The sequence below is a fragment of the Pelagimonas sp. genome, from assembly GCF_058892305.1.
This window is the reverse complement of sequence record NZ_JBZXVN010000016.1, coordinates 35093-50044: the sequence shown is the minus strand read 5'-3', so window position 1 is coordinate 50044 and position 14952 is coordinate 35093. Positions and strand designations below refer to the sequence as shown.

Genomic DNA, 14952 nt, shown 5'->3' with positions numbered 1-14952 from the left:
AGAAAAGCCCCTCGCGATTGTATAGCCGAAAATATCAGTGCGCGACTTTTTGCGCTGATCCTTGGGGGCGCAAAGGCACGGTCTAGCGCTTGCGGGATGCCAGCCCATACAGTAAGAGGGCGTTAAACAACGCGCGCGACCCTGCGCGCTTTTTGTGTTTTTTGGAAAGGTCCCCGATGACACGGCGCAAGAAAATCTACGAAGGCAAGGCAAAAACCCTTTTTGAAGGTCCTGAACCGGGCACGATTGTTCAGTATTTCAAAGATGATGCTACGGCCTTTAATGCCGAGAAAAAGGACGTGATCGAAGGCAAGGGTGTTTTGAACAACATGCTGTCCGAGTATTTCATGACCGGTTTGGGCTCTGTTGGTGTTCCGACCCATTTCATCAAACGCCTCAATATGCGTGAACAACTGGTGCGCAGTTGCGAAATCATCCCGCTTGAGGTGATTGTGCGCAACTATGCCGCCGGCTCGATTTCAAAACGTTTGGGGATCGAAGAAGGCACTGCCATGCCGCGCCCGATCGTAGAATACTGCTATAAAGATGACGGCCTTGGCGATCCTTTGGTGACCGAAGAACATATCGCCGCTTTTGGTTGGGCCAGTCAGCAGGACATGGACGACATCATCGCGCTGGCGCTGCGGGTCAATGATTTCCTGTCCGGCGTTATGTTTGGTGTCGGCATCAAATTGGTTGATTTCAAAATCGAAATTGGTCGCGTGTTTGACGGTGATTTCCAGCGCCTTGTCGTGGCCGATGAAATCAGCCCGGACAGCTGTCGTTTGTGGGATATCGAGACAGGTCAAAAGCTCGACAAAGACGTGTTCCGCCGCGATTTGGGAAGCTTGACGGACGCCTATACCGAAGTGGCGACCCGCTTGGGGGTTATGCCCAAACAATCGACACCCATCAGCAAGCCGACCCTGATTAATTAATCAGTTTGGTCGATTATCCGGCTTTTGCTAGAATGGGCGCATTGAACCTAGGAGGTTTCGATGCGCCTTTTTCTTTGGTCCTTTCTTGTTTCTGCTGGTTTTGTGTCGCCCGGTTTTGCCCAATCGCTAGAATTTGACCCGGCTGATTTTGGCAAAATCGTCGTCGCACCACGGCAGTCAACGGACGGAACTTTGCTTTTGGAACAGGCCTTTGGGTCTTACCAAAACGAACCCGTTGCAAATTATTCCGAAAACAGTGCGGCGCGGGTTTTGGGGCGGCCCGTTGGACGGTTGGACCTGTTGTTGGCAAACGACAAATTGGCTTTTTGTACGGCGTTTATTGTTGATTCCAAACATATCGTCACCAACCACCACTGTATTCCGGGCACGGGCAGCTTTGACATCAAAGCGGCGCAACTGGTCATGGGTTACACCGATCAAGGGTTGGGGCGCGGCGCAGAGAAATTTCAGGTTTTGACAGACCCGGTTGATGGATCGCAAGAGCTTGATTTTGCGGTGCTTGAGGTGTTTGGCAATCCGTCCGAGACCTTTGGGAAAGTGCGCCTTAGCGATGCCGCCCCCACGGATGGAAGCTTTTTGTGGATCATCGGCCATCCATCTGGTCAAGCGCAACATATCAGTCGTGAAGGTTGTGCCGCCTCTGATCCTGCGGTGTCCCAAGAAGGCAAACTGGTTCACACCTGTGACACATTGACAGGGAATTCTGGATCTCCGGTTTTTGATATACAAAATCAATCTGTTATCGGGTTGCATCATGCCGGAGATAGCCGGACGGGATACAATTACGCCATCCCGATGCGGGCCATTTTAGATCACAGCCCGGTTTTGCGGGCGGCGTTACCCAAAGCAGCTCCGGCGCTGTCTGCGGCATTGGAACCTAGCGAAGAATGCACAGTCTCCTGGGAACAAACACCAAAAACAAGCTGTGCAGAGTTGGGAAGTTTCGTCGAAACCTGCGGCGATCATCCCATGGCATTGGCCGCCTCTGAATTGGCAGTTCAGATGTGCCGGATCGAGGCCGAGGAGGTTGAAGCTAAGCTCGATAGGCAGCAGTTTTCCGAGATCAAAGCATCAGTACGCGATTACCAATCTCAGGCGGACTTGCTCAGGTTGAGGATCAACAGCACCAAAGAACGCACTGATGACATTAGAAATTCTATCATCGAACGGCTGTTCGCCAGTGATCAAGTTGAGGTAAAAATAGTCTGGTTTGATACCGAACGGGACATGAATCCGCTGTTTTTGGATTTGTTTGATGCCTTCCAAGACATCGAAGGCCGGTTGCGCGACATTAAGTCGTTTAGCAACGATGTCTCGTATCATGATGGTCCACATTTCGTCGTTTACCATCCGGAATTGATGAAGGCGGCCCTTGTCACAGCTCAGGACGAAGGCGCGGCGCTTGAAGAGAAATATGATCAGATCACCAAACCCTTTTTTGATGCCGGAGGGGCAGCCAGTCGGGCAAAATCGGCTACGCCGTCACTTGAAGAGACACGGGAGCGGGCGAAAAGCTGGGGTGCTATGCGGTTGGCCGACGCCGAAGAACACCATGTCGATCTACGAGCAACGGACCGGGCGCTCAAAAAGCTTGACCTTGTTGTGGGGGCAATGGTTGAAAAACTTAACGGGTTGGAACAAAAGCCTAGGTTTTTGCAGGATGATTTGGAGTCCTTGCAAGCGGAAATCACCTTTTTACAAGAGATGTCGGAAATCGGCAAAACCGAGCTAAACAAGCGGCTGGACTCGATGTGGATATCCTATCGAAAAATCGACTCGTTGAAGGGGGAAAAGGACATTGCCAAGGTCGTGGAGAGCGTTGGGTATGGTGCTAAAACTGTGCGGGATGAGCTTATCCGGGGGCAACGCGCCTTGGAGAGAGCCCAAGGTGGTTTGGAGGCCGTGAAAGAGGCCATTGCCGAGGACGCGCGCGCCCGAGAGGAAGGATATCATGCCGAGGTTTTGTTGCGGCCAGACGGGTTTCAGGTCGCGCTTTTGCCCAAACTTCTTGATGCGACGCCGTACCTTACGCGGGTCCAGAAAGAAGATATCATGGCCTATGTGCAAGAGGCCCAGAAACATCCTGATCAACTTCCCGAGGTGCTTGAGGAGTTGCGGCTCAACCTTAGTCCGTATTGACCCGGTGTTGGCGTCGTGATCGCCCGAGGGCATGGTATTCTTTACTTGGCGGAAGGATGAGGCAGGCTTAGGCTGTTTGTAATTTTAGACAACAGGGAACATTGCCATGAGACAGGTTGTTACTGCCTTAACCTTATTGACCGGTATTGGCGCGTTCGCCGCTCAGGCATCGGCTCAGGCACCGGCTGAATTTGATCCAAATGATTTCGGAAAAATTGTCATTCAACCCCGGCAGGTCGCCGGTGGCGGAGGCGGCAGTGATAGCGGTGGTTTCGTGTTGGAGCAGGCGTTTGGTGATTACCAAAACGAGCCGATCATCGAGTATGGTGAAAACAGCCCCGCCGTTCGCCTTGGCCGGCCCATCGGGCGGCTTGATATGTTGTTCAACAATGGCAAAACCGGCTTTTGCACTGCCTTTATCGTTGATGATCAACATATTCTGACCAATCACCATTGTATTCCGGGCATGGATGGCGATCCGAGCGGTCAGGTTAGCGGCGTGCAAGCGGCGCAATTTGTCGCCGGATTTATCAAGCCGGGCCGCGCCGAGGGCACAGACCGGTATACTGTTTCGCCACAGATCGTCGAAACCAACCGTGAGTTGGATTACACAGTGCTGCGGGTTTTTGGCAATCCATCGACCAAATATGGCAAGTTGGAATTGGCTATGGCCGATCCCGAAGATGCTGAATTCCTTTGGATTATTGGGCACCCCCAAGGTCAGGCACAGCATATTTCGCGAGAAGGATGTGCCGCAGCGACACCAGCAATTTCCGAAGAGGGCAAGCTTGTTCATAGCTGTGACACGCTTGGCGGCAACTCTGGGTCGCCGGTTATTCGTCTCAGCGACAAACGGGTTGTGGGCCTGCATCATGCGGGCGACAATCGCACCGGATTCAACATGGCAATCCCGATGACGCGGATTTTGCCGCAAAGCAAAGTCCTAAAAGCCGCGGCCGGTGGGGCCGTTGTTGCCGCCGCGCCTGCGCCCGTTGCGCCACGGGCAACCCCGGTGGCGACACCACCACCGTCAACTGGAAACGCTTGTTCTGCACTTTGGAACGAAGCCAAAGCGGTTGGTTGTGCAGGCTACGAAGCCTATGTCGCAGAATGTGGGAACCACACCTTTGCGTCGATGGCACGCCGGGTGATTGAACGCGAATGTAGCATACCTACTGTGGCTCCCGCCGAAAGCTCTGACGGGACTGCGATCACCGTTAAAGCCAATGGCGGCGGCGATTATTTCGAAATTGCCGACGCGGTCAGCGCGGCACCAGATGGGGCTCGGATCGAAGTGCATCCCGGTCGTTATGCCAAGGGTATCGACGTCACTCGCCCAGTCGAGATTATCGGCGTGGGGGCGTTGAAAGACGTCGTTTTGGCCGTCAAAGACGATAACGTGATTGAATGGACGGCAAGTTCGGGTCGGGTGTCTGGTCTAACCATGATCCAAGAGGGCGGACAATATTTCGGCATTCACCTTGCGGGCGGGGCCATGATTTTGGAAGACAATGACATTAGTTCCAAAGGTCTGGGTGTGATTGGTGTGCGCGGAAACGAGGGAGGCACCATACGTCGCAACACCATTCATGACGGTGCGCAGGGCGGCATTTTCCTATTCGAAAAGGGCAAGGCCACCATCGAAGACAACGACCTCTTTGGTCATCGGCTTGCCGCGATTGAGGTCAAAGACGGTGCAGCGCCGATCGTTCGCGGCAACTCGCTTTATGACGGGGAAGGCAGTGGTATTTTTGTAAACGAAGGCGGAACCGGCCGTTATGAAAACAACACAGTCTACAACAATGCCTTGGCCGGGATCGAAGTCAAAGGCGGAAAAGACCCTCTGATCACCAGCAATATTGTACGAAACGGTCTTCAGGGGGGGATTTTGGTATCGCAAAAATCGACGGCCCGGATCGAAAGCAACACGATCTACGCCAACGCGTTTGCCGGATTGGAAATCAAATCCGGAGCCAACCCGGTGGTGTGGAACAACACCCTGCGCGATGGACATCAAAGCGCGGTCTATATCCATGAAGGCGGCAAGGGGGTTTTGGAAGAAAACATTATCCACAACAATGCCTTTTATGGAATTTCGGTGCGCGACCCCAATAGCCGACCAATCATTCGTGAAAACAAGATCTTTGACAATGTTTACGAAGGTATTCGCGTGCGTCTGAGTGCGGCGGGGACCTATGAAAACAATGATCTGAGCGGCAATAAGGCCGGAGCATTCCTCATCGAAGAAGACGCCGGCGAGCTGCTCCGCATGGGGAACAAAGAGTAGCTTTTGGGTTTTGGCCCAACGGCAAATGAAACGTCCCGGCTCAAAACCGGGGCGTTTTTTGGTTTTGGGTGGGTTTTTGCAGGAAATCCCCAAGAACCGTGGTGCTAGGGCTTGCATTTTCCGGCGCAATCGGGTTCCTCCGCAGCCAAACGGCTACAACTGTTTCAGACGTCAATCAGGAGGACGGTCATGAAGGTTCGGGTGCATGTGATGCTCAAGCAAGGTGTTCTTGATCCACAGGGTGAGGCCGTGCGCCACGCGCTGGGGGCTTTGGGGTTCGAAGGTGTATCTTCGGTCCGTCAGGGCAAAGTGATCGAGATGGAGCTGGCAGACGGCACCACCGAGGCCACAATTGGTGAGATGTGCGAAAAGCTGCTCGCCAATACTGTGATCGAAAGCTACCGGATCGAGCAGCTTTAAGCGCGTTTCGATCCGATCTAATATCCGTTCGGGCGTGTGAATGTGCCCGAATGACCACCGCCACTTTTCGCGCCCTTGATCCAATCCCAACACGAGGGTAGGGACGGGGCCACAGAATTTCGACCCAATTCTTGACCCAATTCTCGACAGGAGCCAGCCCATGAAAGCCGCCGTCATTGTCTTTCCCGGATCCAACTGCGACCGTGATATGGCCGTTGCCTTTGAACAGGCCGGTTTCGACGTCGAGATGGTTTGGCACAAAGAGACCGCGCTGCCATCGGGCATTGACTTGGTCGGCGTACCGGGGGGCTTTTCTTTTGGCGACTACCTGCGGTGCGGAGCGATTGCGGCGAATGCGCCGATTGTGCGAGACGTCAAGGCGTTTGGCGATAGCGGCGGCTATGTCCTCGGAGTGTGTAACGGCTTTCAGGTGTTGACCGAAACCGGGTTGTTGCCCGGCGCGTTGCTGCGCAACTCTGAGCTCAAATACATCTGTCGCACCGTTGCTCTGCGCGTTGATGGCGACAGCGTTTTCACCCAAGGCTATGACAAGGGCGAAGAAATCGCGCTGCCGATTGCGCATCACGATGGCAACTATCATGCGGATGACGCGACCTTGGATATGCTCGAAGGTGACGGCCGCGTGGCCTTTCGCTATACCGACAACCCCAACGGGTCGGCGCGCGACATGGCGGGAATCCTGTCGGCGAACAAGCGGGTGCTTGGCATGATGCCTCACCCCGAACGTGCGTCAGAAGCCGCTCATGGCAACGAAGATGGTGCGCGTCTTTTCGCCAATTTGACCTCTTTGCTCGCTACGGCGTAACCGCGATGGCTTGAGGCTGGGGCAGGGCGCGCGTATCCTGCCTGATATGTCAGAGACGTCTCCCACCCAAACATCCGGCCCCCGTCGGTCTGGCCCGTTATCGGGGCGGGTCCGTTGGGCGTTGTTGGTGCTTGTGGTTGTGGCCGTTGGCACGGTGTATTTTACCAACCGTTTGCTGACCCAACGTTTTACCGAAACGACGCAAAACCGGGCCGAATTGCGCTTGGCGCTTTATTCGGGGAACCTGATTTCAGAGCTGCGTCGAAACGCGATTGTGCCCCAGCTTCTGGCCCGCGACCCGGCGTTGATCGGGGCGTTGAACTCGGGAGAATACACCCAAAGCTCGCAACGATTGATTTCATTCGTTGATGAAATCGGCGCGGCCTCCTTGATGTTGTTAGATCGCGATGGTCGCACCGTCGCCGCCACGGATCGCAGCCGTTTGGGCGAAAACCATCGTCAGGATGGCTATTTTGTCAATGCGATCCGGTCCAACGCCACTGTATTTACCACAACCGAACGTGAGGCAGGAGGCTATCGCTTTACCTATTCCCGTCAGGTCGAAAGCGGCAATGAAACCATCGGTGTTATTATGGTCGAGGTCGACTTGGCCAAGTTCGAACGGGCCTGGGCGGGGATTTCGGATGCGGTGTTTGTCACCAACTCCGAAAGTGTCATCGTGTTGGCGACGGAACCGCGCTGGCGTGGCTTGACCCCGGACGCAGCGCTTGAACGCCAACCCCCCGACAGCGCCATTGAGCGCGCCATTCAAGCCACGACCGATTGGACAGCCAAAGACGCGGATGTCTATCTCAAGGGCGAAGCCGTGATGCGGGTTGATGGGCGGATTCCATTTCGTGGTTGGACACTGACAACCTTTACGACCTACGCCTCGGTACGTGAACGCGTGAACGCGTTTTTGGCGATAGAAATCATGGGGTTTGCGATTTTGGCGGCCCTGGTATTCTATGCCCTGTCGCGTAGAACGGCCGTTCGTATGGCGCTTTTCCAACGTGAATCCGCCGAATTGCGGGCGTTGAATGCGCGGTTACAGCGTGAGATTTCAGAGCGCGAAAAGGTCCAGAAGAACCTGGCCGTGGCCGAACAATCTCTGGCGCAAAGCTCAAAACTTGCCGCGCTAGGCGAGATGTCCGCGGCGGTGAGCCATGAGCTTAACCAACCGCTTGCAGCGATGAAAACCTATCTGGCGGGCGCGCGGCTTTTGCTGCGGCGCAACCGACCAGACGAAGCCCTAAGCGCGTTTCACCGGATTGATGATTTGATTGAACGCATGGGCGCGATCACCAAACAGCTGAAATCCTATGCCCGCAAAGGTCAGGAAACCTTTAGCCCCGTTGACATGGGGGCTGCCTTGGGGAGCGCGATGTCGATGATGGAACCGCAGCTCAAGGTGCGTCGGGTACGGATTTCGCGTATCCTCCCCGATGAGCCGGTTTTGGTCATGGGCGATCGCATGCGCATCGAACAGGTTTTGGTCAACCTCTTGCGCAATGCGCTCGACGCCACCAAATCAGTAGATGACCCGCAAGTGGAAATTATTTTGGCCTCTGGGGAAACCGCCACGTTAAGCGTGCGCGACAATGGACATGGGATTGAGGATTTGGATGCGCTGTTTGAGCCGTTCTACACAACCAAACAGCCGGGTGACGGCGTTGGCCTCGGTCTGGCAATTTCATCCGGTATTGTATCGGAACTCGGGGGTCGTTTGACCGCCCGCAATGGTGAAAACGGCGGCGCAGTGTTTGAGATGCAGCTTCCGGTTTTAAACGAAAACACGCAGGCAGCGGAGTAAGGGTAACATGGCAAACGCAATGAAGATCGCCATCGTCGATGACGAACAGGACATGCGGCAATCGATCAGCCAGTGGTTGGCGCTCTCCGGCTACGACACGGAGACCTTTGCCTCGGCCGAAGAGGCGCTTGGCACGCTTGGGCCGGAATACCCCGGGATTGTCATATCAGACATCAAGATGCCCGGCATGGACGGTATCCAGCTTTTGAAAAAGCTGATGGGATCGGACAGTTCGCTGCCGGTTATCATGATCACCGGCCATGGCGATGTGCCAATTGCCGTTGAGGCCATGCGCATCGGGGCGTTTGATTTCCTTGAGAAACCGTTCAACCCGGATCGCATGTCTGAGCTGGCCAAAAAGGCCACCAATGCCCGCCGTTTGACCTTGGACACCCGCGCCTTGCGGCGCGAGCTATCAGATGGTGGTCAGATCATGAGCAAGCTGATCGGGGCCAGCCCGGTGATGGAACGCTTGCGCGAAGACATCTTGGATTTGGGACAAGCCGACGGCCATGTCTTGATCGAAGGGGAAACCGGGACCGGCAAAACACTGGTTGCTCATGCGTTGCATTCGGTTGGCGCGCGGGCCGGAAAAAAGTTTGTGCTGATCTCTTGTGGGGCCCATGACGAAAACGCGTTGATGCAGCGTTTGTTTGGCCCGATGCAACCGGATGACACGCGGTTGCCCGCGATCGAAGAAGCCCGCGGCGGCACTTTGGTTCTAGAAGACATCGAAGCTCTTTCCGACGCGGCACAAGCACGTTTGTTGAGTGTTATCAACGATCAAGGCAACCCTCCTGAGACGCGGATCGTGGCGATTTGCAACCTTCAGGACGAAGGGCGCACCTGTGAAAGCGTCTTGCGGTCTGATCTTTATTACCGCTTGGCGGCGCTCAAAATTGTTGTTCCGCCGCTGCGATCGCGGGGCGAAGATATCCTGACGTTGTTCACGCGCCTGTCTGAACAATTTTCCGAGGAGTACGGTTGTGATGCACCGAAAGTGTCGGCGCAAGAAGCAGCGCAATTGTTGCAAGCGCCGTGGCCTGGCAATGTCCGTCAGTTGATCAATCTGGCCGAGCGCGCGGTGTTACAAGCGCGCCGTGGGCAGGGAACCATTGCATCACTTTTGATGAGCGATCACGATCAAATGCAGCCGGTGATGACGACCGAAGGCAAACCTCTCAAGGAATATGTCGAGGCATTTGAACGGATGTTGATCGACAACACCATGCGCCGCCACAAGGGGTCGATTGCATCGGTCATGGAAGAACTTTGCCTGCCACGCCGGACCCTGAATGAAAAAATGGCCAAGTACGGGTTGCAACGCGCCGACTATCTTTGACAGTAGCTTCGGCTCTTTGAGGAGCGGTTAGACGTCTTGCTTTTGGATCACCAAAAACACCATCTGTGATCCGGCTACTGGATGCCAAAATAAAAAAAGCCCCGGAGATCCGGGGCTTTTCTATTGGGTGGGGTTTTGAACTTAGTGAAGCAAGCGGCCCATGGCAGCGGCAACATCGGCCATGCGCGCCGAGAACCCCCATTCATTGTCATACCATGCCAGAACGCGGACCAAGCGGCCGCCGGTGACTTTGGTCTGATCTGGCGCAAAGATCGAGCTGGCGGTTGTGTGGTTGAAGTCGATGGAAACCTTCTTCTCCGGATCATAGTCAAGCACCATACCCATGTGGCCATTGGCGGCTTCGGCCATGACTTCGTTCACATCGGCAACGGTGACCTCTTTCTTGGCATAGAAGGTTAGGTCAACAGCCGAGACATTTGGTGTCGGAACGCGTACGGCGGACCCATCCAGCTTGCCTTTGAGGTTCGGAAGAACTTCGCCAAGCGCTTTGGCTGCACCTGTTGAGGTTGGGATCATCGCCATGGCCGCGGCGCGGGCGCGATAGAGATCGTCATGGCGGCGGTCCAAAGTCGGTTGGTCACCGGTGTAGCTGTGGATCGTGGTCATGATCCCGCTTTCGATGCCAATTGCTTCGTCCAAAACTTTGGCCAGAGGGGCGAGGCAGTTGGTTGTGCATGACCCGTTGGAAATCATCGTCTCACCCTTGACGAGATCGCGATGGTTCACACCGTAAACGACGGTCCGCTGAACGTTCTTCGCCGGGGCAGAGATCAGAACCGATTTTGCCCCCTGAGTTAGGTGCTGGTTGGCCTTGGTGCCGTCATTGAAATTACCGGTACATTCCAGAACAACGTCACAACCGGTCCAATCCAGCTCTTCCATTTTATAGGTCGACATGACGTCGATCGGGCCACGGCCCAGGTCCATCGAATTGCCAGAGACCTGAATGTTGCCGGGGAACCGACCGTGGACACTGTCGTAGCGCAGCAGGTGCGCGGCGGTTTCGATGGGGCCGGTGGCGTTGATCTTAACGACCTGAACATCATTGCGCGCAGATTCCGCAATGTGGGACAAGGTGCAGCGGCCGATGCGGCCAAATCCGTTGATACCTACAGTAACGGTCATGAATGCGGTCTCCTGGCTCGTGATCTTTGGGTGTGATCCTTGGCGATGCGTATACGGTGGGGCACCGAGGGGGCCAAGCAAAAAGTGTTTTCTGACAATATGTTAGCGGTAAACCTGCCGATTGCCACCTTGGTTGCGCTAACGAATTGCAAGGGTTTGCGTTAACGGAAAATCAATCCTTCGGGAAAAGACAGAATCGTTTCCCTGTTAACACTATGGCGCGATCCAGATAGAGTTGCCCAGAACGGGAAACTGGGGGTGTCTATGCATCCTGCGGATAAAGGAACAACATAGATGAGCGGATTGTTGGCTCTGTTGGATGACGTGTCGGCCATTGCCAAGGTTGCAGCGGCATCGGTGGATGATATTGGCGCGGCGGCGATGAAGGCGGGGTCCAAAACCGCGGGCGTCATCATTGACGACGCCGCCGTCACCCCAAAATATGTGCAGGGGTTTGCCCCGGCGCGGGAACTGCCAATCATATGGCGCATCGCACGCGGGTCGGTGATCAACAAGCTGGTGCTTTTGATGCCGGCGGTGTTGTTGATGGCGGCCTTTGCACCGTGGATGGTCTGGCCATTGTTGATCTTGGGCGGGGGTTACCTGTGTTTCGAGGGGGCGGAAAAGATTGTGCATGTCTTGATGCCTCATGACGACCATAGCGGCGGGCCAGACGGAAGTCATGACGTCAAAGACCCCAACCGGCTCGAAGAGGAAAAGGTCAAAGGCGCGATCAAGACCGACTTCATTCTATCGGCCGAGATCATGGTGATCTCGCTCTCGGCCATCGAAGCCCCCAATTTTTATATGCAGGCCGCAACACTGGCGGTTGTCGCGATATTGATCACCGCCGTGGTGTATGGTGCCGTGGCGATCATCGTTAAGATGGATGATGTTGGCCTGTGGCTGAATGAAAACGGCCGCATTGGAGCGACGCGGGCCTTTGGACGGGCGATTGTTCAGTTTATGCCTTGGTTGCTCAAAGCGCTGACCATCATCGGCACCGCCGCCATGCTTTGGGTCGGTGGATCAATTATTGTCCATTCGTTGCATGAGATGGGGTGGCATTATCCCGAGGAACAAATCCACCATATCGCCGTGGCCTATGGTCAGCAAAATCCAAGCCTTGAATGGTTGATCACAGCCGGTATTGATTTTGTTTTGGGCTTTCTTGTTGGGTTGGTTTTGATCCCGATTGGGACAAAAATCGTCGCGCCGGTCTATGGCAAATTGTTTGGTGGTGAAAACCAGCCGCAGTAAAAACCATCAACATCAAAACAAAAAGAGGCGCGCCAATCACTTGACGCGCCTCTTTTCTATCTCATGTCGCCTTTTACTGCGCGATAGTAGATGCAGCTTTGTACGCGGCGGTGAAGCCTTTCAAGGACATTTCCACAACGACCTTTTTGTTGGCCGCAACCGCGGGAACGATGGTGACCTCGGCTTTGGCACCGGCTTTGAAACGCTGGATGTCCTCTGCAGTCAGACCAACACGGGCGTAACATCCAATCTGGCTACAGAAAGAATAGTCATAGCGGCGCGCGGACCCACCATCGACTGTGATGGTTAGTTTTTGTGGCAGAAGAGTTTCCAATGGAACGATGAATGTGCCACCAGCAACGGCTTTTCCACCATCTTTGATTTTAAAGATATTGACCTCGGCGACGCTATTACCGGCGGCATCTTTGAGCAACTGGTACATCTGGCAGACATCATCGCCTTCGGGCACTTCCAAGCACTGCAATTGCCAGTCATCAAACCCGTCTTGGGTGTAGGTATTTGGGCCGGCCTGTTGTGGCTTGGGTGCATTTGGGTCTTCGCCCATATCCAATTCTGGAACATCAGCCTTGATAACAGCACCTTCCGCAACGTCAGCCGCTTCGTCGGCGACAGGTTGGGCAGGTTCTTCGCTTTGCGCAAATAAGGGTGCAGCAGTTACGGCTGCTATCAAAGACATGGTGAGAAGCGGTTTGTTCATGGAAATCCCCTGAAATCCGATCATTGCTGAAGCACCGATTAACATGATGAGACGGCGGTGTCAGTCCAGAAAAACCCGACCTTGCAGCAAGATGCGCGATTTGCCGCCCGTTTTCGAAATGTTCGTGAAATTCAAAATTTGGAGTTCCCAAAAGGAAAGGGGCCAGTGCGGCCCCTTTCCATTTCACTCCCTGTCGGACTGGCCGACTTTGTCATTGAGGGGACGCTACGAAAGTCTTGGCCGGGGGTCAACAGGTTTTCTCAGAATTTTCCATGTGAATTTCGCAAGATAGCAGAAAAAAAAGAGCCGCGCCCAAAGGCGCGGCCAGTCTGACAGGGAGGAAGTCTGTCCAGGGCAGGAGAGGACATGTCGCCCCGGAACTGCAGATGATACTGGCGAGCAATAGTTAAGGATGTATGTTTGCCACCGTACGCTTGTGGAGAACTTTGATGACAAATGGAACTTTCCTTGGTGGCGGTGGTCCAGACTACGCCGAAAAGCAATGGCTCAGCCATAAGTATGCCAACCGGCATGGGCTCGTCGCCGGGGCAACCGGGACTGGAAAAACCGTCACGCTTCAGATCCTTGCCGAAGGGTTTTCCAACGCTGGCGTCCCGGTGTTTATGGCGGATGTGAAGGGCGATCTATCGGGCATGGCCGTTGCGGGCAGCGCGGCGCACAAGCTTCATAATGCCTTTATGGAACGTGCTGAAACCATTGGTTTTGACGACTATATATATGACTCCTTCCCGGTAACGTTCTGGGACCTGTTCGCCAAGCAAGGCCATCCGGTGCGCACGACAGTCGCCGAAATGGGACCCCTTTTGTTGTCGCGTCTCTTGGACTTGTCCGAAGCCCAAGAGGGGATTTTGAATATTGCTTTTCGTCTGTCGGACGAAGAAGGGCTGCCTCTGCTCGATCTCTCAGACATTCGGGCCATGTTGGTCTGGATGGGAGAGAATCGCAAAGACCTGTCTTTGCGCTACGGCAACATCTCGACCGCGTCGATTGGGGCAATCCAGCGCCGTCTTTTGGTGATTGAGAATCAGGGCGGTGGCAATTTCTTTGGCGAACCGGCGCTGGCGTTGTCTGATCTCATGCGCGTTGATGAGGAGGGGCGTGGGCAGGTCAACATATTGGCGGCAGATGAACTAATGTCCTCGCCTCGGCTTTATTCGACGTTCCTTTTGTGGTTGCTGTCTGAGCTATTCGAAGAATTGCCCGAAGTGGGCGATCCGGAGAAACCCAAGCTGGTTTTCTTTTTCGACGAAGCGCATTTGTTGTTTGATGGTGCCCCCAAGGCTTTGGTCGACAAGGTTGAACAAGTTGCGCGTTTGATTCGCTCTAAGGGGGTTGGCGTTTATTTCATCACGCAAAATCCTGATGATGTGCCCGAAGACATTCTCGGCCAGCTTGGAAACCGCATCCAACACGCGTTGCGGGCCTTTACGGCGCGGGACAAAAAGGCGTTGCGCATGGCGGCGGAAACCTATCGGCCCAATCCAGACTTTGACACAGAGCAGGCCATTCGCGAAGTTGGCGTCGGTGAGGCCGTGACCTCAATGCTCCAGAAAAAGGGCGTGCCCGGTATTGTTCAACGCACGTTGATCCGCCCACCATCATCGCAATTGGGGCCAATTTCGGTTTCCGAACGTCGGGCCGTAGTGGCAGGGTCAGATTTGGCAGGGAAATATGATCAAACGCTGGATCGTAAATCCGCCTTTGAAATCCTGAAAGCGCAGGCCGAGGCCGCAGCCCGCGCCGCCGAAAAGGCCGAGGCCGAAGAAGAAGAGCTTGAGACCGCACAGCGCGAGTACCGGGCAGGCCGGCGCTATTCCGGAACCCGCGTGGCCCGATCATCATCGCGGCGCACTCGCAAAACCCAAAGCTTTGGCGATGCGATGACCAAAATGGTGGTCAAAGAATTAACCGGAACAACCGGGCGGCGCATTGTCCGCGGTATTCTAGGTGGACTTTTTAAGGGGCGGTAAGGAGACGTGCAGGGGAAACCCCTGCACATACTCGAGTTTATTATGATTGAC

General features: G+C 54.7%; 11 protein-coding genes. 9 read left to right on the top strand and 2 right to left on the bottom strand.

Annotation, left to right across the window (positions count from 1 at the left end):
* Positions 1–176 precede the first annotated feature (176 nt).
* The 7 genes from purC to AC5EFR_RS06375 all read left to right on the top strand — a co-directional run bounded on the left by purC (position 177) and on the right by AC5EFR_RS06375 (position 9786).
* Positions 177–938 (top strand): phosphoribosylaminoimidazolesuccinocarboxamide synthase, encoded by a 762-nt coding sequence (purC, locus tag AC5EFR_RS06405; RefSeq protein ID WP_493575051.1) that lies wholly within the window; start codon positions 177–179, stop codon positions 936–938.
* 60 nt (positions 939–998) lie between these two features.
* On the top strand, positions 999–3098 hold the full coding sequence (locus AC5EFR_RS06400; RefSeq protein ID WP_493575050.1) for a trypsin-like peptidase domain-containing protein: 2100 nt from the start codon (positions 999–1001) through the stop codon (positions 3096–3098).
* 106 nt (positions 3099–3204) lie between these two features.
* Complete coding sequence (locus AC5EFR_RS06395; protein WP_493575049.1) at positions 3205–5385, top strand: right-handed parallel beta-helix repeat-containing protein; 2181 nt, start codon at positions 3205–3207, stop codon at positions 5383–5385.
* Positions 5386–5574: 189 nt separating this feature from the next.
* Positions 5575–5805: a phosphoribosylformylglycinamidine synthase subunit PurS gene (gene purS, locus AC5EFR_RS06390; protein WP_299934188.1), complete on the top strand. Its 231-nt coding sequence runs from the start codon at positions 5575–5577 to the stop codon at positions 5803–5805.
* Between the two features lie 160 nt (positions 5806–5965).
* Complete coding sequence (gene purQ, locus AC5EFR_RS06385; RefSeq protein WP_493575048.1) at positions 5966–6631, top strand: phosphoribosylformylglycinamidine synthase subunit PurQ; 666 nt, start codon at positions 5966–5968, stop codon at positions 6629–6631.
* Between the two features lie 46 nt (positions 6632–6677).
* The gene (locus tag AC5EFR_RS06380) at positions 6678–8444 is read left to right on the top strand and encodes a sensor histidine kinase (protein WP_493575047.1); all 1767 of its coding nucleotides are present in this window, start codon (positions 6678–6680) and stop codon (positions 8442–8444) included.
* 7 nt (positions 8445–8451) lie between these two features.
* Positions 8452–9786, top strand: coding sequence for a sigma-54-dependent transcriptional regulator (locus AC5EFR_RS06375; RefSeq protein ID WP_493575046.1), 1335 nt, complete (start codon positions 8452–8454; stop codon positions 9784–9786).
* A 141-nt stretch (positions 9787–9927) separates the two neighbouring features.
* On the opposite strand, the gene gap is transcribed toward AC5EFR_RS06375, so the two are convergent.
* Positions 9928–10932: a type I glyceraldehyde-3-phosphate dehydrogenase gene (gene gap / locus AC5EFR_RS06370; protein ID WP_299922347.1), complete on the bottom strand. Its 1005-nt coding sequence runs from the start codon at positions 10930–10932 to the stop codon at positions 9928–9930.
* 294 nt (positions 10933–11226) lie between these two features.
* Here gap and AC5EFR_RS06365 point away from each other — a divergent pair, with 294 nt between their 5' ends.
* On the top strand, positions 11227–12192 hold the full coding sequence (locus tag AC5EFR_RS06365; RefSeq protein WP_493575045.1) for a DUF808 domain-containing protein: 966 nt from the start codon (positions 11227–11229) through the stop codon (positions 12190–12192).
* Between the two features lie 73 nt (positions 12193–12265).
* Here AC5EFR_RS06365 and AC5EFR_RS06360 read toward each other — a convergent pair whose 3' ends face one another.
* Positions 12266–12910: an invasion associated locus B family protein gene (locus tag AC5EFR_RS06360; protein WP_493575044.1), complete on the bottom strand. Its 645-nt coding sequence runs from the start codon at positions 12908–12910 to the stop codon at positions 12266–12268.
* Between the two features lie 449 nt (positions 12911–13359).
* Here AC5EFR_RS06360 and AC5EFR_RS06355 point away from each other — a divergent pair, with 449 nt between their 5' ends.
* The gene (locus tag AC5EFR_RS06355; RefSeq protein WP_493575043.1) at positions 13360–14901 is read left to right on the top strand and encodes a helicase HerA-like domain-containing protein; all 1542 of its coding nucleotides are present in this window, start codon (positions 13360–13362) and stop codon (positions 14899–14901) included.
* Positions 14902–14952: the final 51 nt, after the last annotated feature.

What these genes read in the sequence shown, in the direction of transcription:
- purC (WP_493575051.1), top strand. Translation starts at nt 177, where the DNA reads ATGACACGGCGCAAGAAAATCTACGAAGGCAAGGCAAAAACCCTTTTT.
- AC5EFR_RS06400 (WP_493575050.1), top strand. Translation starts at nt 999, where the DNA reads ATGCGCCTTTTTCTTTGGTCCTTTCTTGTTTCTGCTGGTTTTGTGTCG.
- AC5EFR_RS06395 (WP_493575049.1), top strand. Translation starts at nt 3,205, where the DNA reads ATGAGACAGGTTGTTACTGCCTTAACCTTATTGACCGGTATTGGCGCG.
- purS (WP_299934188.1), top strand. Translation starts at nt 5,575, where the DNA reads ATGAAGGTTCGGGTGCATGTGATGCTCAAGCAAGGTGTTCTTGATCCA.
- purQ (WP_493575048.1), top strand. Translation starts at nt 5,966, where the DNA reads ATGAAAGCCGCCGTCATTGTCTTTCCCGGATCCAACTGCGACCGTGAT.
- AC5EFR_RS06380 (WP_493575047.1), top strand. Translation starts at nt 6,678, where the DNA reads ATGTCAGAGACGTCTCCCACCCAAACATCCGGCCCCCGTCGGTCTGGC.
- AC5EFR_RS06375 (WP_493575046.1), top strand. Translation starts at nt 8,452, where the DNA reads ATGGCAAACGCAATGAAGATCGCCATCGTCGATGACGAACAGGACATG.
- gap (WP_299922347.1), bottom strand. Translation starts at nt 10,932, where the DNA reads ATGACCGTTACTGTAGGTATCAACGGATTTGGCCGCATCGGCCGCTGC.
- AC5EFR_RS06365 (WP_493575045.1), top strand. Translation starts at nt 11,227, where the DNA reads ATGAGCGGATTGTTGGCTCTGTTGGATGACGTGTCGGCCATTGCCAAG.
- AC5EFR_RS06360 (WP_493575044.1), bottom strand. Translation starts at nt 12,910, where the DNA reads ATGAACAAACCGCTTCTCACCATGTCTTTGATAGCAGCCGTAACTGCT.
- AC5EFR_RS06355 (WP_493575043.1), top strand. Translation starts at nt 13,360, where the DNA reads ATGACAAATGGAACTTTCCTTGGTGGCGGTGGTCCAGACTACGCCGAA.